The organism is Polynucleobacter sp. MG-5-Ahmo-C2, from assembly GCF_018687735.1.
Classification (GTDB): domain Bacteria; phylum Pseudomonadota; class Gammaproteobacteria; order Burkholderiales; family Burkholderiaceae; genus Polynucleobacter.
Genome location: NZ_CP061304.1, coordinates 158240 through 184504, shown reverse-complemented (window position 1 = coordinate 184504; position 26265 = coordinate 158240). Strand labels below are relative to the sequence as shown.

The following is a 26265-nucleotide window of genomic DNA, read 5'->3' as shown; positions in this document are numbered from 1 at the left end:
ATGAATACTTTAATCGGGTTTTTTATCTTCTAACTGATCTTTGTAGCGAGGATCTTGGGCGCGCTCGTCTTGCTCATCACGATCACGACGCACAGAATCCAAATAATCTTGCAGGGCATAACAAAGCTTATCGCAGCCAAGTCCAGTTAAAGCGGAGATCTCAAACATGGGGCCTTTCCACTTAAACTTTTTCACAAAGTCTGCAACAACCTTTTTACGATCCTCTTCAGGAATCATATCCACTTTATTGAGCACTAGCCAACGTGGCTTCTCAACTAAAGCCTCATCGTACTTGCGCAGCTCATTCACAATCGCGTTTGCATCCGCCACAGGGTCGACATTCTCATCAAAAGGTGCAATATCAACCAAATGCAATAGCACGCCTGTACGTTGTAGATGTCGCAAGAAACGATGGCCTAAGCCAGCACCTTCAGCAGCACCCTCAATCAAACCCGGAATATCCGCAATCACAAAGCTGCGCTCATTACCCACACGAACCACACCTAAATTAGGATGCAGAGTTGTAAATGGATAGTCGGCAATCTTTGGTCGCGCATTTGAAACAGCTGTAATCAAAGTAGATTTACCAGCGTTAGGCATGCCGAGCAAACCAACATCAGCCAACACTTTGAGTTCCAATTTCAATTTACGACGCTCACCTGGCTTGCCATTCGTTTTCTGACGTGGCGCTCTATTGGTACTGCTCTTAAAGTGAATATTTCCCCAACCGCCTACGCCCCCTTGCGCAAGACATAGGCGCTCACCATGGGTTGTTAAGTCAGCAATCGGCTCACCCGTTTCGTAATCAGCAATGATCGTACCAACCGGCATACGTAATTCGATATCGTCGCCTGCGCGACCATAGCAATCAGCACCACGACCAGGTTCACCATTTTTTGCAGTGTGTGTTTTAGCGTAACGGTAATCAATTAGAGTATTGATATTGCGATCAGCAACGGCCCATACACTTCCACCTTTGCCGCCATCACCGCCGTCAGGCCCGCCAAATTCAATGAACTTTTCACGGCGCATAGAGGCACTCCCGGCACCACCTTGGCCGGCTATGACTTCAATACGCGCTTCGTCTATAAATTTCATGAATAAAAAAGGCCTCGCTTAGCGAGGCCTGTTCCTAAGAGTTAAATTCGGAATAAATCTGAATCAAACGAGTCTCAGTCAGGCGCCTTATGAACGAGGCAAGACTGAAACTTGGGCCTTCTTCAAAGCACCCTTAACGCCGAATTCCACTTGGCCGTCAATTAAGGCAAACAAAGTGTGATCTTTACCAATACCAACGTTTACACCAGGATGAACCTTAGTGCCACGTTGACGAATGATGATGCTGCCAGCATTAATCTGCTCGCCGCCAAATACCTTAACGCCTAAGCGTTTCGATTCTGAGTCGCGGCCATTTCGTGTTGAGCCGCCGCCTTTTTTCTGTGCCATATCTTTCTCCTACCCTGAATTAGGCTTTAATCGTGTTGATCAAAATTTCAGTGAAATTCTGACGATGGCCTTGGTGCTTTTGGTAATGCTTGCGACGGCGCATCTTAAAGATTGTCACTTTATCGTGACGTCCCTGGGAGACGACAGTGGCCATCACAGCTGCACCATTAACCAATGGATCACCTAATTTCAGTGAAGCGCCTTCGCCAACGGCGAGGACTTGGTCAAGAGTGATTTCGCTGCCGATTTCCGCTGGTATCTGTTCTATTTTCAATTTTTCGCCTGCAGCAACTTTATACTGTTTGCCACCGGTTTTTATGACCGCGTACATGGTTTGAAACCTCAATTAATATTTACATTTAAGCCAATCCACCCTGGATAAGCTAAGCCCATTATTATATCTTGCATGTCGAGCACTGTCAAAATCAATGACTTAAGCCAAATCCTGGCCCCAATTGCCTTAGATTTCAAGGCCTTAGATGGAGTGATTCGCCATCGTTTAGCCTCAAAAGTAGCCTTAATTGACCAAATCTCCACATACATCATCCAAGCTGGTGGAAAACGGGTCAGACCAGCCCTATTAATGCTAGTAGCTAAAGCTCTAGCTGACGGGAAAGAGACCGCGCACACCCTAGAAATGGCCGCTGTAGTGGAATTTATCCATACCGCCACCCTCCTCCACGACGATGTGGTCGATGAATCCACCCTCAGAAGAGGCCGAGAAACCGCAAATGCGGCTTTTGGGAATGCAGCCAGCGTTTTAGTGGGTGATTTTCTGTATTCCCGGGCATTTCAAATGATGGTTGCTCCAAATGACCTGCGAGTCATGCAAATTCTGTCAGACGCCACCAATACGATTGCCGAAGGTGAAGTGCTGCAGCTCTTAAATATGAACGATCCTGAAGTGGATGAAGCAAGCTATTTGCAAGTTATTCGCTACAAGACTGCCAAACTATTTGAAGCGTCAACCGAGCTGGGCGCAATTTTGGCAAATGGATCTGACGTTCGGCGCGAGCAAGCTGCCGCGTTTGGTCGTCACATTGGCACCGCATTTCAACTCATGGATGATTTATTGGATTACACGGCCAATGCTGAGCAGATGGGCAAGAACGCTGGCGATGATTTACGTGAAGGTAAACCGACGCTACCGCTCATCTACTTATTAGAAAATGGCAGCAATGAAGAACGTCTTCTAGTTCGTGCCGCCATTGAACAAAATCAAGATTTACCAGATGACGTATTCGCACAAATCTTAAGAGCCGTGCAAACTTCTGGCGCATTGGATTACACCCAGGCTGCCGCCAAACGTGAAGCAGATTTAGCTCTGGCCTGCATTCAAGACTTTCCAGCTAACGAGGCTTCATCAGCATTGCATGCCTTGTGCGAATACTCTCTGTCGCGCCAAACTTAAAACCTATTAAGCTCCCACGCTGTTCACTCTGAGTTCACGCGCAGTAATGCGCGCCTGTTCCGCCTCTGCACTTAAGCGCGCAATCTCTCCAGGAGATAGCTTTTCTAGATTCGAGTAATCGAACTTCCAAGAGGGGTTAGAAGACCAAATTAGTGGTGACTGTAATGTCGTGCGTGGCGCAGGAGCGTTTTCTAAAAGGCTTAGCGCTAATTCAAAATTGAGCTCACGAGAACTTGGATCATTTGGCTTTGCTGCTGCATTTCCCAATGGAAAATCGCTAAATAAAAATCTCGGCACACCGCAATACTCAACAATATCTTTTGCAGCTCCCATGATGACTGTAGAAATACCGTTTATCTCTAGATATCGCGCCAACAAACTTTGGCTCTGATGACATATCGGGCAATTTGGAATTAATACCGCAACATCAACTTTGTCAATACGCAGCATTTCCAAAATGAGAGGCGCATCTATTTCCAAAGTATGACGCTGACTTCGATTGGTTGGCAAACCATACAAGTTCGACGATAGAGTCTTCACCCTTCCGGACTGAGCTGCTTGCTTAGCGACCTCTAAGGGAAGCCAACAATTGCTATCTTCCATATTGGCATTTTTACGATCAATGCCTACGTGAGCAATTCTTAAATCGATATCAGGGTTGATTGGTTTTTGATATGGCTGATAGAACTTTGCAGCAGCATTATAAGAAGCGCCCTGACCCTGCGGACCTTTATCAGCATCAAAGGGCACTGCCGTCGTAATCAGCCCCAAGACTGATTGATTGAGTGGTTTCTTGAGCGGGGAAAATGGCACATCGATGTAATGCGCCCAAACATAAGGGTTCTCATAACCTAAACCGAGGTAATAGCTTCGAGTCCGCTCGATATAGCGAATGGGCTGATCCATTTCTGGAGCAAATGCGAGTTCAGAAGTCTTCGACATCAATACGTCCCTGTAAGATATTGCTTATCAAATATTTACTTCTCAGGAACTCATTATGGCTCAGTGGCTTAGATTTCAGCACCAAGGTAAAAGTGGCTTAGGACAAGTGCAAGGCGACCAAATCGCGGTGTACTCAGGAGACTTATTTCAGAATCCAAAACCTACTGGCGAAACACTTCAATTAGCAGATGTCGTCATTGACATACCATGCACCCCATCCAAGATGGTTGCAATGGTCGACAACTTTCACGCTCTCGTTGCCAAGCTAGAACACGCTATACCTGCTGAGCCTTTGTACTTTCTAAAGGGGAACAATTCTTTCCTGGCAGCGAACCAAGTCATTCGCACACCCAAGTCCTATTCAGGAAAAGTCGTTTATGAGGGGGAACTTGGCATCGTGATTGGCCAACGAATCCATGAAGCAGATGAATCTGAAGCAGCGAAAGCCATCTTTGGATATACCTGCATTAACGATGTCACTGCCATTGAAATTCTCAATCGCGACCCTGGCTACGCACAGTGGACTCGCTCCAAGAGCTTTAATACCTTCGGCGTCTTTGGCCCCTACATCACCACTGATGTTGACCCAAGTAAATTGACCATTAAAACCATTCTCAATGATCAAGAGCGCCAAAACTATCCAGTAGCGGATATGATTTTCCCGCCAGCAAAATTGGTAAGCCTCATTTCACAAGATATCCCTTTAGAGCCGGGCGACATCATTGCCTGTGGAACTTCAGTGGGCGTTGGCTCAATGAAACCTGGCAGCAATGTCAGCATCATGATTGAGGGCGTTGGCCAATTAGATAATCGCTTCGAATAAATTGGCTGCTACACAACAAAAATCCTTGCTATGCTGAGTAGCAAGGATTTTTTAATACTAAAAAACTGGTTTAGTTTTAAGCCTAGTAGCCAGATACCGATGGCAATGCCAAGCTCCCTTTAGAAGCCTGCACGTTTTCATCTAAATACTTTGTCAAAGCAAAGACGGTATTCAAACAAGGTGTAGGTGTTTGAGTAATCTTGCCAAGCTCAATTACTGAGCCCAAGAGCGCATCGATCTCTAAGCTACGACCGGCCTCCAAGTCCTGCAACATTGAAGTCTTGTGCTTGCCGACTTTTTCAGCGCCAGCAATGCGACGCTCAATATCAACCCGAAAAGTAACGCCAAGCTTTTCTGCAATGGTTTGCGCTTCTGCCATCATGTTGCGCGCTAACTCTTTAGTCAATGGGTATTGGCAAATGCCTTCCAAGGTTCCATGAGTTAAAGAGCTGATTGGGTTGAAAGTCATGTTGCCCCAAAGCTTGAGCCAGATCTCAGAGCGAATGTCATCAAGGATTGGTGATTTAAACCCAGCCGCACCCATCATCTCTGACACCTTCAGGATGCGCTCGGTAGATTTGCCATCTAACTCACCCAATGGAAAACGATTGCCCTCAACGTGACGAATCACTCCAGGGGCTTGGGTAAAGGTTGCTGGATATACAACGCAACCAATAATGTTATTTGGATTAATTGCCTTCTTCGCAACGCCGCCAGCATCAACAGTTTCAACTGAATGATCTTGATACTCCCCGCCAAGCTTTTGGAAATACCACCATGGAATACCATTTTGCATTGGAATCAAAATAGTCTCTGGCCCCATAATGGCAGCTAAGTCATCAATGATTGGTTCAACTTGATGTGCTTTTACAGCCAAAATGACTACATCCGGTGTTTCAGCATCTGTAATTTTTTCGACTGCTTTGACTTCAGCAACTAAAGGTTCTGGCTGGTCATTCATAATCAACGCCAAACCACGTTCTTTAATAGCAGCTAGAGTTGCACCACGCGCCACGACCGTTACTTCATTACCCGCTCGCGCCAACATGACAGCGAGATAGCCACCAATGGCGCCACCTCCACCAATTACACAGATTTTCATAGGAACTCCATAAGAACAATAATTTTTGAATTAATGTCATATTAGAGGAGAATATTTTGCAGTGCAACAATTTATATTGCCTAATTTTTAGGCGAAATAAGCCTTAAACTGCTTTAAGTAGATCTTTGGGCACTAAGCTACCCAAGATCATGCCTGCAAGACTGGCAAATAAACCTGCCAACTGAGGCGGCAAAATACTATTTGGAGCCAGAATTTCGCAACTAATCCAAATCGTCAGGCCGCAGATCACTGCCAGTAAGCCGCCCAAAGAGTTAGCTCTGGGCCAATACACCCCAAACGCCAGCGGGACAAATGCTGCCACCAAAGTTACCTTGTAGGCACTCTCAACCATCTTAAAAATAGAGAGCTCAGAATTTACAGCAAAGAAAGTGACCACCACTGCAAAACATAAAACAGTGATGCGCATGATTTTTAGCAAATCATGATCCGTTAGGTGCTTAAAAAATCCTCGAACGATATTCTCCGCAAAAGTTACGGAAGGTGCGAGTAAGGTTGCACTCGCACAGCTCTTAATCGCTGAGAGTAAAGCGCCGAAGAACATCACCTGCGCAATGATCGGCGCATGATTCAGAATCAGCTTTGGCAAAATCATCTGCGGATCAGTATCCAAATACTCCTTAACCAAGTCCGGATTAATGAGGGTTGCTGAATAAGCCAAATACATTGGTACGAAAGCAAAAATAAAGTAAAGAACGCCGCCCAAGATTGCAGCCTGCACAGCAATATTCACATTCTTAGAAGAGGTAATGCGCTGAAAAACGTCTTGCTGGGGAATGGATCCAAGCATCATGGTGCACAGAGCGGCAACAAACCCCAGGATGGAAGCAAGGTTCATATCGGGCCAGAAGTTGCTAAATTGACCAGCAGCTGCCGCATGCTCAATCACAACCCCGATACCACCGGTTTGCATGGTCATTTCTCCGCCGATATACAGCATACCAATCACAATAATGATCATCTGAATGAAATCCGTAATCGCTACAGACCACATACCGCCAAATAAGGTGTAGATCAACACACTAGCGGCACCGATCATCATGCCGCCCGTTTGAGAAATCGCTCCTTCAGACACCACATTGAATACTAGGCCCAAGGCTTTAATTTGAGCAGCCACCCAGCCCAAATAAGAAACCACAATACAAAGGGTTACCAGGACTTCAACAGTACGTCCGTATTTCTCGCGAAAGAAATCGCCAATCGTCAGCATCCGACGGTTATAAAGATGGCGTGCAAAAAAGAGGCCCACCAAAATGAGACAGAGGGAGGATCCAAAGGGATCAGAAACCACTCCGCCCAAACCTTCTTTAAGAAAAGTAGCTGGAATACCTAGAACAGTCTCAGAGCCAAACCAGGTAGCAAATACAGTGGCTGTAACAATTGGAAGCGGAAGGCTATGGCCAGCAGCAGCAAAGTCGGCCGTATTTTTTACACGTAGAGCAGCCCACAAGCCAATGCCGACAGATATAACCCAGTAAATGATGACGAACCAAATCAGCACGCCCGATTTCTCCCTGAAGAATTTGGTGAAATTATATGGCCTTGTCACTTTTGTTAGTAAGGGAATAAGTACCAATTTAGAGCATGCCACTCTGACATAATTCAAGGGTGAATTCACCCCAAATGAGCCTGAGCGAAAACCCAAGCACTGACCTGGCTTATCAAAAAGCCATTTTGGGCTCAGTCTCTCGCACCTTTGCCTTAACCATTCCACTTTTAACTCCCATCATTGAAAAAGTAGTGGGCAACACTTATCTGCTCTGCCGCATTGTTGACACCATTGAAGATGCAGCCGATTTAAACCCAGAGACCAAGCAAAGACTTTCTCAATTATTTTTAGATGCTGTCCTTGAGAAAGGGTCAGTAGAATCTTTTGTAAAGCCCTGCCTTGAAGCGCTCCACCATTACGGTAACCAAGATGAGTTAGACCTCATTGCCCATACCCCAACTGTTTTACGAATTTTGCATACCTGCTCGAAGGATGATCAAGCAGCAGTGAGTCGCTGCGTCTCCATCATGTCAGAGGGCATGTCCCATTTCCACGGGAAACAAACTCAAGCGGGCCTAAAAGATTTGCCGGAGTTTGAGAAATATTGCTATGTGGTTGCGGGTGTAGTGGGAGAGCTCTTGACGACTATTTTTAGCAATCACTCGTCTGCATTTGCAAAGAGTATCAAGGGCCACGAGGACCTCGCTATTGCCTTCGGTCAAGCCTTGCAGATGACCAACATTCTTAAAGACTCCCCTGAAGATCACGCCCGTGGTGTATCTTGGAAGCCAGCCGATATGAGTCAAAAAGCACTTTTAAAGATCTCCTATGAAAAGCTGCAAGACTCCTTAAGGTACATTTTCTTGATTCCAAAAGAGGAGCTTGGAATGCGGCGTTTTTGTTTCTTAGCCTTTGGCTTAGCTGTCATGACACTCTCAAAGATTGCAAAGCAGAAAGAATTTAGCAACAAAGAGGAAGTAAAGCTCTCCAGAAATACCGTGATTGCTTTTTATGCCTTTACTCAATTCGCAGTGAAAAGTGATGCCCTAATGAGGACTTTCTTTGACATCTCGTCTAGCGCTTTAAGAAAAACTATCTGAACTTACAGCGCTCCTTCATGCTGTAAAAGCCATAGCTTGATTTGACGATAAAGTCCCGGCGAATTTTCTTTCATGAAACCACCAATTCCTTGTGCAGAAACCACCCGGTGACAGGGCGCTATTAATGGGTAGGGATTTGCACCACACGCTGTCCCCACTGCACGCGGGCCACTCTTAATCTTGCTAGCAATCTCACCGTAGGTTTTTGTTTTGCCAACGGGTATTGTCTGAATATTTCTCCAGACCTTTTGCTGATGCTCGGTACCTGAGGACTTAATGGGCAAATCAAACTCATGATGTGGATTCTGAAAGTAGGCCTTGAGCTGCTTTTCAGCCTCTTTTGCCAGTTGATTTTGGGGGCTTACTAAGGTCGCAGAAGCCGGTAGATACTCAATCCCCGACAACATCAAACTTCCCTCAACCATTTCAGTCCAAATGCCTAAGCGCCCAAAAGGGGCTGCAATCACGCAGTATTGCGCGCTATCTGAGGAAACTTGTTTTTTAACTGGGGCCATAGAAAGCAATTCTCACATAATTAAACGCCAAAGACGACGCGGGTTTCTTCCGTATCTATAGCTTGTGAAATGCCACTTTGCTATATTGATTCATCCTTACTTTTTGCAGGCAGACCTCATGGACACTTTTTTTGACGATTGGCCCTTTTATGGCCAAGTTGCTCTGGTCCTATTTTTACTCGCACTTTCTGGCTTTTTCTCAATGGCAGAAACCAGTATGCTTTCCGCTAATCGCCATCGCCTACGCGCCATGGCAACGAGTGGTAATGCGGGGGCAGCCTTAGCAGAGCGACTCCTTAAACGCATTGATTCGCTTTTGTCGGTGCTTTTAATTTCCAACAATCTCATTAATACCATCCTGCCCATTTTGGTGACGGGAATTGCTTTACATATCTTCGGAGATAGTGGCCTCGTACTATCTATTGCAACTTTAGTCGTTGCTTTGCTCATCATTATTTTTAGTGAAATCACCCCGAAAGTCATCGGGGCAGCTTTTCCAGAAAAAATTGCATCTCGAGTGGGCTGGTTTATTCTGCCGCTGACTTTTTTCCTAAAGCCACTGCTCTGGTTTATCAATAGCTTTGTATCCGGCCTGATGAAGGTCTCTGGGCTGCAATCCTCCTCTGATAGCAGAACCATGAGTAAAGAGGAGCTTCGCAGCTTAGTTTTAGAGTCCAATCGCTTTGTTTCAAACCATCATCGCAATATCTTGCTCAATTTATTCAACCTAGAAAATATTACGGTTGACGATGTGATGACCCCCCGATCGAAAATTGAAGTTCTTGACCTCTCACGACCAATTGAAGAGGTAATTCAACAATTAGAAACCTGCTATCACAATAAGCTTCCAGTTTGTGACGGCGATTCTGAGCGCATCGTAGGCATCCTGTCTGTCAAAAAAACTTTATCTCTGCTGGGTGATACAGACCTGAAGCATGAGGACTTTCAATCCTTATTAAATGAGCCTTATTTCATTCCAAGCGGCACCCCTGTCTTACAGCAGATGCAATTCTTCCAGGACAACCAGCAGCGCCTAAGCCTAGTTGTCAACGAGTATGGCGAAGTCCTTGGTCTAGTCACCTTCGAAGATATTGTGGAGGAGCTCATTGGTGAGTTCACCACTTCTTTTTCCAATTTATCAACTGACCCTCATTGGCTAGCTGATGGTACTTATCTGGCGAGTGGCACTGCATCGCTAAGAGATCTTAATCGCCTTCTCAACCTCAACTTGCCTTTGGATGGTCCTCGCACTTTAAATGGCCTCATCCTTGAAAAGCTCGAAGCAATTCCCGATCATGACGTCAGTTTAAAAATTGCAGGAATTGTGATGGAGATCGTGCAATTTGATGAGCAGGGAGTAAAGACTGTAAAACTGTATCAACCTGCCCTCACTCAAGAGCAAGATTGAGTAACACCCATGATGACTCACTCATTATTCGCACCTGGCATGAAATCGCAGTTAATGCGCTTGAATCTAGGGCGAGTGATGTTCATATTGAAGCCGCTTCCCAGGGTACTTTAGTCCGCATTCGAGTAGACGGCCTGCTACAAATCCAGGCCCAATTTGGGATTGAACTTCACGAACGCTTAATCACTCGCATCAAAATATTGGCACGGCTCGATATTGCAGAGAAACGTCTTCCCCAAGATGGACGACTCTTAATTGGCTATGATTTTTCCAAGCCAAATATTGACTGCCGAGTATCGATACTCCCCACTCTCTATGGTGAAAAGGCTGTTGTGCGGATTTTGCCTAGTTGCATCAATGATCTGGCTATCGATCAAATTGGCTTGCATCCAGAGCAACTAACCATTTTCCAAGATGCTCTCAATCAAACAAATGGCTTGATATTGGTTACGGGACCAACTGGTAGCGGTAAAACCAGAACTCTGTATAGCTGCTTACGCGCCCTAAATCAAAGTCACCGAAACCTGTGCTCCATAGAGGATCCCATTGAGATTCGTCTACCTGGAATAAATCAAGTCGCCTATCACCCTCGCTCAGGTTTAGATTTCTCCACGATTATTCGCGCGCTCTTACGACAGGATCCGGATGTCATCATGATTGGTGAAATTCGGGATAGTGCTACCGCCCAGATCGCCATACAGGCCGCGCAAACTGGTCATCTTGTCCTGAGCACATTACATACTCGCAATGCTAGAGGCGCTTTAATCAGACTGAAAAGTTTAGGGCTTGACCAAGAATCACTGGAATCTTGTTTGCGCACAATCAGCTCGCAACGCTTGATTCGAAAAATATGTCGGCAATGCCAAGGTCAAGCTAAACATAAAGTGACCCCGTGTGCCGCTTGCAAAGGTAGCGGACGTCATGGTCGTATCGGAGTGCATGAAGTATTAGGTGTGCAACACTTATTTGACTCATCCTTAAAGCCCCTCACCATGCATGAGGCTGGGCTTCGATATGTAAAAGAGGGCTTGATTAGAGAGTCTGACCTAGAGAGCGAGGTCGGCACATGGCACTAAGCAAATCAGATCAACTGACATTCGCTCAGCAGCTCTTATCGCTTTTAAGCGCTGGTCTTGCACTCTTAAATGCGATGGAACTTATTCTAGCGTCTGCCCCCAAGCACTGGCAGATCTGCTTGGCTAATTTATGCGCCCAGCTCAGGCGGGGAGAGGGCTTTTCTCAAGCATTGGTGGCGCAGAGAAACCAATTTTCTGCGGAATTTATTAATCTTATTCGGGTCAGTGAGCGCACCGGTAATATTGAATTGGCACTAGAAACGATTTGTCGACAACTGGAAGCGCAAATTGAATTACGCCGCAAAATCCAGCAAGCGCTTAGCTATCCCATCATCACCCTTGCCAGCTCTGTTCTGCTGATTCTGGTCATGATGATTTGGGTTGTGCCGGTATTTAAGGACGTCTTCGCCCACTTTCAGGCTGAATTACCAGCGCCCACAAAAGTGCTCATACAAATATCGACTGTCATTGAACACTTCTACCTGGAAATGACTGGCCTCTTCATTGTTAGCGTTGGATTATTTTTATTCGCTTGGCTAAAAATACCTCGCCTACAGAAAACATGTGATGAACTGAGTTTTCAGATTCCCGTTTTGGGTAAATTATTTCGCCTGGCAACGCTGACCCACTGGTGCAGGACTTTCGGGCATTTATTAGACTCAGGCTTGGCACTTCCTGACGCGCTCCGGGTGACGGCGCAATCCTCTAACCATTGGCTTAGCCACGATTTAAGCGCAGAAATCTTTAAACACCTCACTAGAGGCTGGCCACTAGGTGATGCACTAATTCGTGCTGACCCTAAACATGTCTTATTTGATATTGAAACTTTGCAATTACTCCGAATCGCCTCAGAAAGCGGCTCTCTTCCAATAATGCTGAGCAAACGAGCCCATACCTTAGGCTCCCAACTGAGCAACCGCCTGAATACTTTGAGTCAAAGCTTAGAGCCCTTGCTCATTATCTTTGTTGGGGTTGTAATCGGCAGTTTTGTCATAATCCTATATCTCCCAATCTTTAATCTAGGACAGATTGTCTAATGGGCTCTCCAGAAGTTGTCGACCTTATTCGGGTTTTGCTGATCCTGATATTGGCTTACTTGGCCTATATCGATCTACGAACTTTCCGGCTACCCGACTTCATCACTCTTCCGCTGATCTTCACTGGTCTTTGCTTCAATAGCTTCCCGGCCCTGCAGTTTGTAAGTCTTCAAGAATCGATCTTTGGCAGCCTACTTGGCTACCTACTGTTATGGCTATTGAATCGCCTATATCGATATATCAAGAAACAAGATGGGATTGGCATGGGTGATGCCAAGCTTCTCGCTGCGCTCAGTGCTTGGCTGGGATGGGCAAGCCTGCCAAGTACCCTGCTCATAGCTTCTATAACCGGAATCATTGGCGGCATAGTATGGCTACGATTTAATCAGAAGAATCATGAGACGCCCTTTCCTTTTGGCCCATTTCTGATCTTTGCTGGCATCATTGAGTTGTTATGGCCACAGTTCCTCCAAAACCTACTGCTGAGCAATCTGACTTAAGCGCACTAAAGGGGCATATACCCCTTATTGGCCTAACCGGTGGCATTGGATCCGGGAAAACTACTGTAAGCGACTTACTGGCCAAACTAGGCGCAGGCATTGTGGACAGCGACCTCATTGCCCATCAAGTTACCGCATCCAATGGACCAGCCATTGCACTAATCGAGGAACAATTTGGCCCAGGCTTTATTACAGTCAATGGGGCGCTCAACAGAGACAAGATGCGTGCTCTCGTTTTTGCAAAGCCTGAGGCCAGAAAATCCCTGGAGGCGATTACTCACCCGCTCATTCGCCAAGAGACCATCAGACAGGCCTTGCAGCTCAGCAAAGATGGTGCGCCCTACCTAGTCTTTGTCGCACCTCTACTCATTGAGTCCGGCTCCTGGTTAAGTTTGATAGATCGCTTGGTAGTGGTGGACACCCCGGAAGAGATTCAGATTAAAAGAGTGATGCAGCGCAGCAATTTAGCCAGAGAGGAGCTACAAGGAATTCTCGCGGCCCAAGCCAGTCGCCACGAACGTCTCAAGCATGCCGATATGGTGATTGAAAACCAGGGAACTCTTAGGGACTTAGAATCAGAAGTAGCAAGCTTGCACCAAGAAATCTTGCAGATTCAGAAAGATCAGCTCAGTTCGTCATAGAATATGGGCTTGTGATTGTCTACGAATACCCATTTAACGAATTAGTTCGAAGCATGCTTCGACTGGAGTATTTGTTCGCCCGCTTCAATCACTTTCTTCGCTCAGACGATCCAGAGCTTCACCATAATGCAATCTCTATTTTGTTTGATCTAGGAGACATTGGCGCCAGGGGTGACATCAAATCACTATTGCTCAAAGAATTCGAGCGCCAAAAATATGCTCTCAATGGTCTCAAATCATCACAAAAAGTAGATCAAGAAGCGCTATCCCAAACTCTTACTGAAATTGACTCTGTTGCCAGCGGAATTAATCACTCCACCGGTAGGCCTAACTCAGCTATTGCCGAGAGTGAATGGTTAAATGCGATTCGCACACGCCTCAATATTCCTGGTGGAACTAGTCCAATTGATTTACCTAGTTATCACGCTTGGAAAAATAGTCCCTCAATTGAGCGGCGCAAACTTTTAGAAAATTACGTAAACCCGCTTTTGCCATGGCAAGAGGCATGCCAATTATTTTTGCGTCTATTGCGTCAATCTGGCGAAGCAAAAGATGTGCTTGCTCACAATGGTTCATTTCAGCAAGCGCCCTCCGGCAAGGTATACCAATTAATGCGAATTACATTAGAAGATGACACCTTCTTCTCAGAAATCAGCGCCAATAAATATCTGCTTTCAGTACGCTTCTTAAAGGCTGATCGGGATAAAAAAGCGCAAACTGTTAATGCGGATGTGCCATTTAAACTGACACTCTGTCAGCTCTAAGCCAAAGACCTTCTAAGGCACTCCAGCATTGGCCAAGCAGCCGGCAGCAGAGGCTCAACACTCGGTGCTTCAGCACCAATGGACTCCCAAGATAAGGCTTGTCCCTCGCACCCCATTGGAGTGCCTGTCCAATTGCGGATGATGCTGACATATAAGCGAACATAAGCATGCGGATAGTCGTGCTCTAAAATAGTTAATTCTTCGCTAGCCTCAATATCAATACCCAGCTCTTCCTGTAGCTCACGTCTCAGAGCCTGAAAAACAGTTTCACCTTTTTCGACTTTTCCACCCGGCACTTCCCAGTAGCCCGCATATGGTTTTCCTGCGGGTCTTTGACCTAAAAGATAGCGATTCTCAGAATCAATCAATATTCCCGCAGCAACAACAGTGACAGGGCGATTTATTTCATTCATAGAAATAAATCAGATTAGGCATGAGTGCCCGCCCAATGCTTTGCAAATTGCCAAGCAACCCGGCCGGAACGTGAACCGCGCTCTAGCGCCCAAACTAATGCCTCTGCACGAGCAGCTTCAATTTGTACCGTACTTAAACCAAAATGGTTTAACCAATGTGCAACGATAGCCAGGTACTCATCTTGCTTGGGTGGATAAAACGAAAGCCACAACCCAAAGCGCTCAGATAAGGAAATTTTTTCCTCCACCACTTCGCCCGGATGAATTTCCCCATCATCACCATGAACATAACCTTCGTTATCTTTCATGTACTCAGGTAATAAATGACGTCGATTTGAGGTGGCATAAATCAAAATATTGTCTACCTGAGCAGAAACTGAACCGTCTAGGGCGGATTTCATGGCTTTATAGCCAGATTCCCCATCCTCAAAAGAAAGATCATCGCAAAAGATGATGAAACGCTCAGGACGCTCGGCCAAAAGGTCAGTGATATCTGCCAAGTCAGCCAAATGCTCTTTTTCAACCTCCACCAAACGCAGGCCTTTACTGGCAAACTCGTGAAGGCTAGCCTTGATCAATGATGATTTACCAGTTCCCCTAGCACCAGTCAGCAAAATATTATTTGCTGGTTTTTTTTGGATGAAATTTTGGGTGTTGTCCCGGATGGCATCGCGTTGACGGTCAATATTCTTTAGATCTTGGAAGGTAATGTCTGAGACATGCTTCACAGGCTGCAAGAAGCCAATGCTGCCAAAAATACTATCGCGGCGGCGCCATCTAAATGCAGTCGACGATTTCCACTGCTCATCACTTAAAGGCTTCGGTAAAAAGGTTTCAAGATGACTTAAGAGTCGGTCTAATTTTTCATTCATCTATCCAAAAACCTTTATGAGCGATAGTCCGCATTAATTGAAACGTAATCATGGGATAGATCGCAAGTCCACATAGTTTGAACTGCATTACCACGGCCCAAATCAATCTTGACGGTAATTTCTGAAGCCTGCATCACTCTCTGACCATCGGCCTCTTGATAGCTGGGATTTCGACCCCCATCCTTAGCAACCCAAACATCTCCAAGCCACATCTGCACACGACCTACGTCTAAATCCGCAATGCCTGCATAACCAATCGCCGCCAAAATACGGCCCAAGTTTGGATCGCTAGCAAAGAAAGCGGTTTTCACTAAAGGTGAGTGAGCGACGGCCTTGGCAACTAAACGGCACTCCTCCTGAGTCTTACCGCCAACAACTTCAATGGTCATAAACTTGGTGGCGCCTTCACCATCACGCACAATCATTTGCGCTAACTTTCTGGCAAGCGCAATTAAAGCATCGCGCACCAATACGTAATTGGGCTCAGCTGCCGACTTGATCTGCACTGCAGACTGGCCAGTCGCCATGATGATGAAAGAATCATTGGTTGAGGTATCGCCATCAATCGTGATTGCATTAAAAGACAGGTCAGCAATCTCACGAGTGAGATTGCCCAATAAGCCTGGAGCAAAACCAGCATCAGTGGCAATGAAACCCAACATGGTTGCCATATTTGGATGAATCATGCCTGCGCCTTTACAGATACCAGTAATCACAACTGGTCCCGCTGGCGTTGGTACTGTGATTGAAGTTGCCTTAGGCTGGGTATCGGTGGTCATGATTGCTTCTGCAGCATCAAACCAGTTATCCCCTCCTAAATTGGAGACCGCCTTAGGTAAAGCAGTAATAATTTTTTCTACCGGCAATGGCTCCAAAATTACCCCAGTTGAAAACGGCAGAATTTGTTCTGGATGAATCTTGAGTTCTTTCGCTAATGCAGCACATGTCTCTAAGGCATGCTTCATGCCTGGTTCACCGGTACCAGCATTGGCATTGCCAGTATTAACAACTAAAGCCCGAATTTCTCCATTGCGACCCTCTTGCGCCAAATGTTCACGACAAACCTGAACAGGTGCAGCGCAAAAGCGATTTAAAGTAAATACGCCGGCAACCTGAGATCCAGGAGCCAATGTCATGACCAATAAATCTTTGCGATTTTTTTTCTTGATGCCAGCTTCAGCGATGCCCATCTCAAAACCTTTAACCGGCTTAAGATCTGCTTTTTGAGGGAGAGGTAGATTAACTGTCATAGTTTGACAATTGTAGATGAGGGTTTAAAGGGTTGCTCACTCGCGCCCCGTTTAAACAACTACTAACTTAAGGCGCCGCAGCAATTTTTATATTTTTTACCGCTGCCACAGGTGCAAGGATCATTGCGACCAACCTTAGGACCAGTTCGCATCGGCGCTGGAATAACCTCAATCGGAGCGCCGCGATCACCTGTTGAGCCAGCCACCTCTTTATCAGGATCCGCATGTTGATATTGGACATCCGCCAATTTAGCCAAGTCATCATTCATGGATTCAGCTGCTTCGTCCAACTCGCTAGCGCTTCTGATCTTCACAGTCATGATGCTTTTCACAACATCATTCTTAATAATGCTTAGTAACTCGCCATACAACTCAAAAGCTTCACGGCGGTACTCTTGCTTGGGATCTTTTTGGGCATAGCCACGTAGATGAATACCTTGACGTAAATGATCTAAGGCTGCCAAATGCTCACGCCAATGGGTATCAAGGCTGTAAAGCAGAACAGAACGCTCAAATCCTGCAAAAGACTCGCGGCCTGATAGCCCCACCTTAGCATCGTAAGCATCTTTAGCTGCTTGCAGTACTCGATCAACAATCTCTGTATCGTCAACCGTCTCGGCACCTTCAACCCAAGCACGCAAATCGACAGTCAAACCCCAGTCACTTGCCAAGACATTCTCGAGTCCAGCCAAGTCCCATTGCTCTTCCATGGACTCAAGAGGAACATAAAGAGAACAAACAGAACGCAAAACATCTTCACGTAAATTGGCAATTAAATCGCCAATATCTTTGCTTTCAAGAACTTCATTTCTTAAGCGATATGTTTCCTTACGTTGATCGTTGGCAACGTCGTCATACTCCAATAACTGTTTACGAATATCAAAGTTACGGCCTTCAACCTTACGCTGAGCCGACTCAATCGATCGAGTCACCATACCAGCTTCAATTGGCTCGCCATCAGGCATCTTTAAGCGCTCCATGACGGCGCGCAAACGATCGCCAGCAAAAATACGCAAGAGTGAATCATCCAAAGAAAGATAGAAACGAGATGAACCTGGATCACCCTGACGGCCTGAGCGGCCTCTTAACTGGTTATCAATACGGCGACTCTCATGACGCTCGGTACCAATAATGTGTAAACCACCCGCAGCTAAAACATGGTCATGAAGACCTTGCCACTCGTCTTGCAACGCTCTAATCTTGCTGGATTTTTCTGCATCAGAAAGCGCGAAGTCCGCCTCAATCAAAGCGGATTGTTTGGCTACATTACCGCCAAGCACAATGTCTGTTCCACGGCCAGCCATATTGGTGGCAATGGTGATCATTTTTGGACGACCGGCTTGCGCAATAATTTCAGCCTCACGTGCATGCTGTTTTGCATTAAGTACTTGGTGAGGTAATTTGCGCTTATCTAATAAACCAGCAATCAACTCAGAGTTTTCAATTGAAGTAGTGCCTACCAGAACTGGCTGACCGCGCTCGTAGCAATCTTCAATATCTTTAACAACGGCGTCATAACGCTCGCGAGATGACTTAAAGATTTGATCTTGACGATCTTTGCGCTGGCTAATTCTGTTGGGAGGCATCACCACCGTTTCAAGGTTGTAGATTTCCTTGAACTCATATGCTTCAGTATCAGCGGTACCTGTCATGCCAGACAATTTGCCATACATGCGGAAGTAGTTTTGGAAAGTAATTGTGGCTAGAGTTTGATTCTCATTCTGAATCGGCACACCTTCTTTAGCCTCTACTGCTTGATGCAAGCCATCAGACCAGCGACGACCTTGCATTAATCGTCCCGTGAATTCATCAACAATGATGACTTCTTTATTTTGCACAACGTAGTGCTGGTCACGGTTATAGAGACAATGCGCACGTAATGCCGCATAAACGTGATGCATCAAAGTAATATTTTGTGGAGCATACAAAGAAGCGCCATCATTTAAGGCACCCAACTGCACCAGGATTTCCTCGGCTTTGTCGTGACCCTGCTCCGTTAAATAAACCTGTTGCGACTTTTCATCCACCCAATAATCGCCAGGCTTCTCAACGCCAGTACCGTCCGTTTTTTCTTCACCGATTTGACGCTCTAAGTAAGAAGGGAGTGCATTGATTTTGATATACAGATCAGTGTGATCCTCAGCTTGACCAGAAATGATCAGTGGTGTGCGCGCCTCATCAATCAGAATTGAGTCGACCTCATCAACAATCGCATAGGCTAAGCCGCGCTGCACACGTTGATCCAAGTCTTGGACCATATTGTCACGCAGATAATCAAAGCCGAACTCATTATTAGTGCCGTAAGTAATATCTGCAGCATAAGCCTCTTGTTTTGTCTTGTGATCCATCTGAGATAGATTCACGCCGACTTGCATACCTAAGAAGTTATATAAGGTTGACATCCACTCAGCATCGCGCTGAGCCAAATAATCATTTACTGTAACGACATGAACGCCTTTACCAGTCAAGGCATTTAAATAGACTGGCAAGGTTGCTGTTAAGGTTTTTCCTTCACCAGTTCCCATCTCGGCAATCTTTCCTTGATGTAAAGCCAAGCCGCCCATGATCTGCGCATCAAAGTGACGCATCTTCATCACTCGAACGCTAGCTTCCCGGACTACGGCAAATGCTTCTGCAGCCATATCCTCCAGAGACTCCTCTGCAGCAAGGCGAGATTTAAACTCAGCCGTTTTGGCAGCAAGAGCGGCATCATCCAAAGATTGCAGGCTGGCCTCAAAGGCGCCAACCTTGGCAACGACTTTGCGATACTGTTTTAAGAGGCGGTCGTTACGACTGCCGACCAGGGTTTTAAGAAGACCGATTACCATGGGATATTGAAGAAAATGAAGTCCTTGAGTTTATCACCCGCAACCCCATTTTTTATGAACTTTGCCCGCAAACCTTCTCGCAATCAAACAGCCCATGACTGGCTTGAATACCTGCGGGAGTCAAATGGTCTTGGGGGCATTTTGGCCAAGACAGAAGATCTGGCCAAAATAAAGGCGAAGCTCCATACGGCCTTGGAATGCCTGGATTTAGGTCACTTGAGTCCAAAAATTGAGGCGGGATGGCGCTCGGGAGCCCAAGATGAGCTTTTTTTACTAGTCAGTAGCGCCAGTATTGCTACCCGCTTACAGCAAACTTTACCTAGTTTAATCAATGAGTTAGGAAATATTGGGCTTCATTGCAAGGTGATTAAAGTCAAAGTTAAACCTGCCAGCCCCGACTGGGAAGTTAAACCAAGACAAAATCCCAAAAATGCAGCTCCTAAAGGTTTAAATGCAGTGGCACAAAAGTCTTGGCAAGACCTCTCAGAAAAACTTCCGCCAGACTCTGAACTGCGTAAGGCGGTTGAACGCCTCCTGCAAAATAAAACCAAATAAGCTGCTGGATTTTTTATGCCGCCCTAGAAAAAGAGGGGTTGGCTTTCTTGAGAATAAGCCCCAGGGGCTTTAGTTTCTGCAAAAGATTCTATTGCATAAGCACTTGGGTCTTCCAGTAGTTTGCGTAAAAGTGCGTTATTAAGAGCGTGGCCAGATTTTTCAGCCACATATGCACCCACAATAGGATGACCCACTAAATATAAATCACCGATGGCATCCAAAATTTTGTGGCGCACAAACTCATCTTCGTAGCGCAACTCTTCATTATTCAAGATGCGGTGCTCATCCAAAACAATTGCATTATCTAAACTACCGCCACGAGCTAGGCCCATTTCACGCAAAGCCTCTACTTCATGCGCAAAACCAAAGGTACGCGCGCGACCAATTTCGCTGCGGTAAGCATGCTCTGCAAAATCCACAATGAAACGTTGTCCAGTCTTATCAACCGCAGGATGTTTAAAGTCGATTGTAAAATCTAACTTGAACCCGAAGAAAGGTTCTAAGCGTGCGAGCTTATCGCCCTCACGCACTTCAACTACCTTCTTAATCACAACAAACTGACGTGGCGCAGCTTGTTCGATAATCCCAGCAGATTCAATTAAAAATAAAAAAGAGGCAGCGCTACCATCCATGATGGGCACTTCTTCGCCATCAAGCTCTATTAATAGGTTATCTAAACCCAAGCCTGCGCAAGCCGATAGTAAATGCTCAACCGTGGAAACTCGCACGCCGTCCTTTTGGATAACGGATGCAAGCCTGGTATCACATACAGCCAAAGCAGTTGCAGGAACAACAGACTGCTCTGGCGTATCAACTCGCACAAACTGAACCCCTGAATTTACTGGCGCCGGCTTAATAGAAATCGTCACCTTACGACCAGAATGCAACCCAATGCCAACAGTTTTCACTGGAGTGGCAATGGTTCTTTGTTTCATCATGGTGATATCTCTAAATTCAGGGGGTATTCGTTGCTTGATTAACTCAAATTACAGTTTTTTCAGAATTGAGGCCGCGTCACTCACCTCAAATTTACCAGGAGCCTCGCGATCCAAAGATTTCACTACACCATCCTCAACAATCATGGCATAGCGGTCTGAGCGCACACCAAAACCACGAGCAGTTAGATCCAACTCTATTCCCATCTTCTTGGTAAATTCTGCACTACCATCACCCATCATACGAATCTTTTTCCCAACTTTTTGATCGCGTCCCCAAGCACCCATTACAAATGGATCATTTACGGATATACACCAAATTTCATCAATGCCTTTTGCTTTAATTGCATCGTAGTGCTCAACATATCCTGGCACGTGCTTTGCAGAACAAGTTGGCGTAAATGCACCAGGCAATGCAAAGATAACAATTTTTTTGCCAGCTACAAGCCTCTCAACTTCAAAGGCATTTGGCCCCAAGGAGCAGCCTTCGCTCTCTTCATCAAAAAATTCATAAAGAGTAGCGTTAGGTAATTTTTGTCCTACAGAAATCATGACATCTCCAATAAGTAATTGTTAGTAAGCATGCCAACGCAAGCGCGGGATTCGTCGTCCGGAGGGGCGCCGCGCTGGCATTTTGCAATTACCTATTGTATTGAGCTTTACTTAGTCTGCTTGCTTACGTAAAAAGGCTGGAATTTCATAGTAATCAGCCCCTTTATCCAACATGGATTTAGCCTGAGGAGAGCTATCTGCACCTAAAGTAGGTGCAGGAGTCGCCTCACGGGAGCTACGAAATACCCGTGGCAAATCATATTGGCTGTAATCAACACTGCTGCTAGCTGCTGGTTGAGCTGCAATCGATGGAGTACTGCCAGATCCAGTCAAGGCCATACCTGAACTAGTGCTGAGAGCAGAATCCAGGCCTACTTTGCTCATGGCAGCAGATGCGCTAGCAGGGGCAAAAGTATTGAGATCTGCCATGGTTGGCATTGCATCACTAGTACCAGTAGCCTGTCTCCAAACCACTTCCGGCTGATTTGCTTTACGGGCTAGAGGATTATTCAAGCCAGTAGCAACCACAGTTACACGCAACGCATCACCTAAGCTCTCGTCATACACGGTACCGAAGATCACGGTTGCATCATCAGCAGCATAGCCACGGATCGCAGCCATTACTTCACGTGTTTCAGATAACTTTAAGGAGCGGCTAGCAGTAATATTTACCAACACGCCACGTGCTCCTGATAAATCAACGCCCTCTAGCAGCGGAGATGCAACTGCAGCTTCAGCAGCTAAACGTGCGCGATCCATGCCGGAAACAGTGGCCGTTCCCATCATGGCTTTACCTTGCTCACCCATAACGGTCTTTACATCCTCAAAGTCAACGTTGATCAAACCTTGAACATTGATAATTTCTGCAATACCAGAGACTGCGTTATGCAATACATCATCTGCACAAGCAAAAGCCTTATCAAACTCGGCATCCTCACCCATCACCTCAAAGAGTTTTTCATTGAGAACCACAATCAATGAATCTACATAGGACTCGAGTTCGGCCGCTCCATTCTCGGCCACTTTCAAACGCTTCACACCTTCAAAATCAAATGGCTTGCTAATGACGCCTACGGTCAAAATGCCCATTTCTTTTGCTACTTGAGCAATGATGGGGGCTGCCCCCGTGCCAGTACCACCACCCATACCCGCAGTGATGAATACCATATGCGCACCTTGTAATGTATCTGCAATGCGTGCACGCGCTTGCTCAGCAGAGGCTGCGCCGATTTCTGGTTTGGCACCAGCACCTAATCCGCTAGAACCCAGTTGCAAATTCACAGATGCCTCAGAGCGCTGTAAAGCGCCAGCATCGGTGTTCATGCAAATGAACTCTACACCGTTAACGCCACGACGGATCATATGCTGGACAGCATTACCGCCAGCGCCACCGACTCCAACCACTTTAATAATGGTCTTGCCAGCTGTTTCTTGATCTAACATTTCAAATTCCATATACCCTCCTAGGTAAATTACTTACTACATTGACGACGACGAAAAAACTCAAAAATTTCCTGCAAACCATTCCTTCATGCGCGACATGACTCCTTGCAACGCGCCTGATTGAGAAACACGACGACCACGCAAGAACTGTGCTTGACCTTCCATAAGTAAACCAATGCTGGTTGCATACCTGGGGCTACGCAATACTTCATGTAAGTGGCCACGATATTCTGGAGTGCCAATTCGGGCCGGCCTTAAGAAAACCTGCTCGGCTAACTCAACCATCCCTGGCATTAAGGCTGTGCCACCAGTCAGAACAATTCCAGAAGAAACCATATCTTCATAGCCAGAATCACGCACAACCCCTCTAACTAAAGTAAAGAGTTCCTCAACCCTGGGCTCGATCACCGCAGCTAAAGCCTGCTTAGACATTGGACGTGGGTCACGATCACCCATGCCAGGGACGTCTATCATGGCGGTTGGATCGGCCATTTCTTGACGCGCAATTCCATGAGCAATCTTTAAATCTTCGGCATCAATGGTTGGCGTACGCAATGCCATTGCAATATCGTTAGTAATTTGGTCGCCCGCAATTGGAATCACTGCTGTATGGCGAATCGATCCTTGGCAGTAGATAGCAATATCTGTAGTACCTCCACCAATATCGACTAAGACAACCCCGAGCTCTTTTTCATCATCAGTAAGTACAGCTAAACTTGATGCTAAAGGCTGCAGAATTAAGTCATTCACCTCGAGACCGCAACGGCGCACACACTTCACAATATTTTGTGCCGCACTTACGGCACCAGTCACAATGTGAACCTTTACCTCCAAGCGCAAACCACTCATTCCAATAGGCTCACGCACATCTTCCTGGCCATCGATGATGAATTCTTGAATAAGAATGTGCAAAATTTGTTGGTCTGTTGGAATATTGATCGCTTTAGCAGTCTCCAGCACACGCTCAACGTCACCAGCGCTCACCTCTTTATCGCGGATGGCAACCATACCGCTCGAGTTGAAACTCACAATGTGATTTCCAGCAATCCCTGTAAAGACCTGAACAATCTGACGGTCAGCCATCACTTCAGCCTCTTCCAAAGCCTTTTGAATCGACTGGACAGTTGCCTCAATGTTAACGACGACACCCTTCTTTAGCCCCTTAGATGCCGTTTGGCCAACGCCAACCACATTGAATTGCCCGTCAGGACCTAGCTCTGCAACCAAGGCTACTACCTTGGATGTGCCAATGTCTAAACCTACCAGTAGGTCGCGATTATCTTTACTCATTCACATTCCTCATTGCTTCAGCTCACTTTTTTTGCCGTCTACATCACTCTTCTTCAAACTTGCAGATGCAAGATGAACTGCAAAACCATTTGCATAACGTAGATCGACTGCATCGACTCGGTTAGCCCATTTCTCTTGCACTTGCGGCCAATACTTAAATAGACGTGCCACACGTTCTTCCGTTAAATTCCTATCAGAGCTCTCTTCATCGCGTCCAAATTCCACCTTCATGCCGTTCGACAGCTTGACATGCCATGCATAGCGCTCAGTCAAGGCCAAACTCACCACCTCAGTATTCCAGGGCTTAAACCAGTTATTTGCTTTTTCGTAAAGACTCATCACCTCTTTACTAGCATCATCAGGGCCCGAAAAATCCAACAAGCGCTTGTCGTCAACTAACTCCGAAACGCGACCAGCAAATAGCTCACCATGTGTATTCACCAAGGTATTACTACCATCGCCGCCCCAAGTAGCAAATGGCTTTTGCTCTTCAATATTTACAACCAAACCATTAGGCCAAACTCGACGAACATTAGCGTGGCGTACCCACGGCATACTCTCAAAGCCACGTTTTACATCCTCTAAACGCACACTAAAGAAATTGCCTTGCACGGTTTCTATTACCTGACGCTTCACGAGAGACTTATTAATATGATTTAGCGTTTGACCAGCAACGGGCTCAACCTGAATTTGCTTCAAAGTGAAGACAGGTCTCTGACTTAACCAGCCCAAAACCCCAACCACCATCATCACAGTGAAGCAGCGGATTAAGAAGCGGCTAAGCTTTTGCATCCGCTCTGGATAGTTCCACAGTGGTGACATGATGACGGAGAAAATATCTCCAAACCGGTCTAAAAGAGTGTTCATGCAGCAGCACTCTCTTTTTGTTGCAAAGTTTGGATCAGTAGCCACAACACTAAATCTGCATAAGCCACTCCAGCAGCCTTAGCTGCCATCGGCACTAATGAATGGGAGGTCATCCCTGGAGAAGTATTCATCTCTAGTAAGTAAGGCTTACCAGTTTTTTGATCAAGCATCACATCAGCACGACCCCACGTGCGACAACCTAATGCTTTATAAGCAGCTAAAGCCAACTCTTGAACGCGCTCATTGACTTCAGAGGCAAGTCCAGTTGGACATAAGTACTGGGTTTCATCTGAAAAGTACTTGTTATGGAAGTCGTAATTCGCCTGTGGCGGAATAATTTTGATCACAGGTAATGCTTCAGCTGTATCGCCCTGGCCCACTAATGGACAAGTTAACTCATCACCCACAATGCAGGTCTCAGCGATTACTTTTTTATCCATTCCTGCGGCGAGTTGGTAAGCAGCAGGTAATTCATCTACAGACTTCACTTTGGTTAAGCCAAGCGAAGAACCTTCGTGCGCTGGCTTCACAATCAAAGGTAAGCCCAACTTCTTCACCACTGCATTCCAATCACTTCCTGCAGTAAGTTCTTCAAAATCTGGGGTAGATAAGCCATTGCTTAGCCAAATTTGTTTAGTCGCAATCTTGTCAATTGCTAAAGCAGAAGCTAATACACCGCTACCGGTATATGGCAGATTTAACAACTCCAACAAACCTTGGATAGTGCCATCCTCACCATAGCGACCATGTAGAGAGATGAATACGCGATCAAATTTTTCTTTTACTAGCTCTGTTGGGCAACGTAAACCTGGATCAAAACTATGCGCATCCACACCCTTGGAAAGTAAAGCTTCCAAAACACCATTGCCTGACATTAGGGAAATCTCACGCTCACCAGAGCGTCCACCCAATAAAATGCCAACACGCCCAAGTGATTTCACATCCAGCCTAGATAACTGGTACTTCACGCGATCACCCCACATGCCGA

The 26265-nt window shown here is 46.1% G+C and carries 27 protein-coding genes; 10 read left to right on the top strand and 17 right to left on the bottom strand.

The genetic code is table 11. The features are described from left to right. Positions 1-9: 9 nt before the first annotated feature. From cgtA to rplU, 3 genes are all read right to left on the bottom strand, one after another. A complete protein-coding gene (cgtA, locus tag C2740_RS01015; RefSeq protein ID WP_215293561.1) occupies positions 10-1098 on the bottom strand; it encodes an Obg family GTPase CgtA in 1089 nt (362 codons plus the stop codon). 87 nt (positions 1099-1185) lie between these two features. Continuing rightward, positions 1186-1446, bottom strand: coding sequence for a 50S ribosomal protein L27 (gene rpmA / locus C2740_RS01010; protein ID WP_112202866.1), 261 nt, complete (start codon positions 1444-1446; stop codon positions 1186-1188). Positions 1447-1465: 19 nt separating this feature from the next. Next, positions 1466-1777, bottom strand: coding sequence for a 50S ribosomal protein L21 (gene rplU, locus C2740_RS01005; RefSeq protein ID WP_011902040.1), 312 nt, complete (start codon positions 1775-1777; stop codon positions 1466-1468). A gap of 75 nt (positions 1778-1852) precedes the next feature. Here rplU and C2740_RS01000 point away from each other — a divergent pair, with 75 nt between their 5' ends. Beyond that, positions 1853-2857, top strand: a complete 1005-nt coding sequence (locus tag C2740_RS01000; protein WP_215293560.1) for a polyprenyl synthetase family protein — start codon at positions 1853-1855, stop codon at positions 2855-2857. Positions 2858-2863: 6 nt separating this feature from the next. On the opposite strand, the gene C2740_RS00995 is transcribed toward C2740_RS01000, so the two are convergent. Further along, positions 2864-3799: a reductase gene (locus C2740_RS00995; RefSeq protein ID WP_215293559.1), complete on the bottom strand. Its 936-nt coding sequence runs from the start codon at positions 3797-3799 to the stop codon at positions 2864-2866. A gap of 55 nt (positions 3800-3854) precedes the next feature. Between C2740_RS00995 and C2740_RS00990 the strand changes: the two genes are divergently transcribed. Further along, positions 3855-4622, top strand: coding sequence for a fumarylacetoacetate hydrolase family protein (locus tag C2740_RS00990; RefSeq protein WP_215293558.1), 768 nt, complete (start codon positions 3855-3857; stop codon positions 4620-4622). A gap of 82 nt (positions 4623-4704) precedes the next feature. Here the strand turns inward: C2740_RS00990 and C2740_RS00985 are convergent, their stop codons facing one another. After that, positions 4705-5724: a 2-dehydropantoate 2-reductase gene (locus C2740_RS00985; protein WP_215293557.1), complete on the bottom strand. Its 1020-nt coding sequence runs from the start codon at positions 5722-5724 to the stop codon at positions 4705-4707. 103 nt (positions 5725-5827) lie between these two features. Next, positions 5828-7243, bottom strand: coding sequence for a sodium:solute symporter family protein (locus tag C2740_RS00980; protein ID WP_215293556.1), 1416 nt, complete (start codon positions 7241-7243; stop codon positions 5828-5830). Between the two features lie 122 nt (positions 7244-7365). Between C2740_RS00980 and C2740_RS00975 the strand changes: the two genes are divergently transcribed. Continuing rightward, positions 7366-8331, top strand: a complete 966-nt coding sequence (locus C2740_RS00975) for a squalene/phytoene synthase family protein (protein ID WP_215293555.1) — start codon at positions 7366-7368, stop codon at positions 8329-8331. A gap of 2 nt (positions 8332-8333) precedes the next feature. Here C2740_RS00975 and C2740_RS00970 read toward each other — a convergent pair whose 3' ends face one another. Further along, positions 8334-8846, bottom strand: a complete 513-nt coding sequence (locus tag C2740_RS00970; protein ID WP_215293554.1) for a methylated-DNA--[protein]-cysteine S-methyltransferase — start codon at positions 8844-8846, stop codon at positions 8334-8336. 118 nt (positions 8847-8964) lie between these two features. On the opposite strand from C2740_RS00970, the gene C2740_RS00965 reads away from it, so the two are divergent. The 6 genes from C2740_RS00965 to zapD are packed head-to-tail and all read left to right on the top strand — an operon-like array spanning position 8965 to position 14272. Beyond that, a complete protein-coding gene (locus C2740_RS00965; protein ID WP_215293553.1) occupies positions 8965-10254 on the top strand; it encodes an HlyC/CorC family transporter in 1290 nt (429 codons plus the stop codon). Then, complete coding sequence (locus C2740_RS00960; RefSeq protein ID WP_215293552.1) at positions 10251-11330, top strand: GspE/PulE family protein; 1080 nt, start codon at positions 10251-10253, stop codon at positions 11328-11330. The genes C2740_RS00965 and C2740_RS00960 overlap by 4 nt, the downstream gene beginning before the upstream one ends. Then, positions 11321-12367: a type II secretion system F family protein gene (locus C2740_RS00955; RefSeq protein ID WP_215293551.1), complete on the top strand. Its 1047-nt coding sequence runs from the start codon at positions 11321-11323 to the stop codon at positions 12365-12367. Before C2740_RS00960 ends, C2740_RS00955 begins: the two co-directional genes overlap by 10 nt. Beyond that, positions 12367-12867, top strand: a complete 501-nt coding sequence (locus C2740_RS00950; protein WP_215293550.1) for an A24 family peptidase — start codon at positions 12367-12369, stop codon at positions 12865-12867. Before C2740_RS00955 ends, C2740_RS00950 begins: the two co-directional genes overlap by 1 nt. Next, entirely contained in the window at positions 12822-13508 is a 687-nt protein-coding gene (gene coaE, locus C2740_RS00945; protein WP_371816720.1) for a dephospho-CoA kinase, read from the top strand. Before C2740_RS00950 ends, coaE begins: the two co-directional genes overlap by 46 nt. Positions 13509-13519: 11 nt before the next feature. After that, on the top strand, positions 13520-14272 hold the full coding sequence (gene zapD, locus C2740_RS00940; protein WP_215293549.1) for a cell division protein ZapD: 753 nt from the start codon (positions 13520-13522) through the stop codon (positions 14270-14272). On the opposite strand, the gene mutT is transcribed toward zapD, so the two are convergent. From mutT to secA, 4 genes are all read right to left on the bottom strand, one after another. Beyond that, positions 14269-14685, bottom strand: a complete 417-nt coding sequence (mutT, locus tag C2740_RS00935; RefSeq protein ID WP_215293548.1) for an 8-oxo-dGTP diphosphatase MutT — start codon at positions 14683-14685, stop codon at positions 14269-14271. The genes zapD and mutT overlap by 4 nt on opposite strands. 14 nt (positions 14686-14699) lie before the next feature. Continuing rightward, positions 14700-15557, bottom strand: a complete 858-nt coding sequence (locus C2740_RS00930) for an ATP-binding protein (RefSeq protein ID WP_215293547.1) — start codon at positions 15555-15557, stop codon at positions 14700-14702. A 14-nt stretch (positions 15558-15571) separates the two neighbouring features. Next, a complete protein-coding gene (gene argJ, locus C2740_RS00925) occupies positions 15572-16807 on the bottom strand; it encodes a bifunctional glutamate N-acetyltransferase/amino-acid acetyltransferase ArgJ (RefSeq protein WP_215293546.1) in 1236 nt (411 codons plus the stop codon). A 62-nt stretch (positions 16808-16869) separates the two neighbouring features. Further along, the gene (gene secA, locus C2740_RS00920; RefSeq protein WP_215293545.1) at positions 16870-19635 is read right to left on the bottom strand and encodes a preprotein translocase subunit SecA; all 2766 of its coding nucleotides are present in this window, start codon (positions 19633-19635) and stop codon (positions 16870-16872) included. Positions 19636-19659: 24 nt separating this feature from the next. Between secA and C2740_RS00915 the strand changes: the two genes are divergently transcribed. Then, a complete protein-coding gene (locus tag C2740_RS00915; protein WP_251369655.1) occupies positions 19660-20190 on the top strand; it encodes a hypothetical protein in 531 nt (176 codons plus the stop codon). Positions 20191-20213: 23 nt separating this feature from the next. Here C2740_RS00915 and lpxC read toward each other — a convergent pair whose 3' ends face one another. The 6 genes from lpxC to C2740_RS00885 all read right to left on the bottom strand — a co-directional run bounded on the left by lpxC (position 20214) and on the right by C2740_RS00885 (position 26260). Then, on the bottom strand, positions 20214-21128 hold the full coding sequence (lpxC, locus tag C2740_RS00910; RefSeq protein WP_215293544.1) for a UDP-3-O-acyl-N-acetylglucosamine deacetylase: 915 nt from the start codon (positions 21126-21128) through the stop codon (positions 20214-20216). Between the two features lie 48 nt (positions 21129-21176). Then, positions 21177-21677 carry a peroxiredoxin gene (locus C2740_RS00905; protein ID WP_215293543.1) on the bottom strand — a complete coding sequence of 167 codons (501 nt, stop codon included), beginning with the start codon at positions 21675-21677 and terminating at the stop codon, positions 21177-21179. Between the two features lie 111 nt (positions 21678-21788). Beyond that, positions 21789-23132 carry a cell division protein FtsZ gene (gene ftsZ / locus C2740_RS00900; RefSeq protein ID WP_215293542.1) on the bottom strand — a complete coding sequence of 448 codons (1344 nt, stop codon included), beginning with the start codon at positions 23130-23132 and terminating at the stop codon, positions 21789-21791. A 48-nt stretch (positions 23133-23180) separates the two neighbouring features. Then, positions 23181-24410, bottom strand: coding sequence for a cell division protein FtsA (ftsA, locus tag C2740_RS00895; RefSeq protein ID WP_215293541.1), 1230 nt, complete (start codon positions 24408-24410; stop codon positions 23181-23183). Between the two features lie 9 nt (positions 24411-24419). Next, positions 24420-25277 (bottom strand): cell division protein FtsQ/DivIB, encoded by an 858-nt coding sequence (locus C2740_RS00890; protein WP_215293540.1) that lies wholly within the window; start codon positions 25275-25277, stop codon positions 24420-24422. Next, entirely contained in the window at positions 25274-26260 is a 987-nt protein-coding gene (locus tag C2740_RS00885; protein ID WP_215294253.1) for a D-alanine--D-alanine ligase, read from the bottom strand. The genes C2740_RS00890 and C2740_RS00885 overlap by 4 nt, the downstream gene beginning before the upstream one ends. Positions 26261-26265 lie beyond the last annotated feature (5 nt).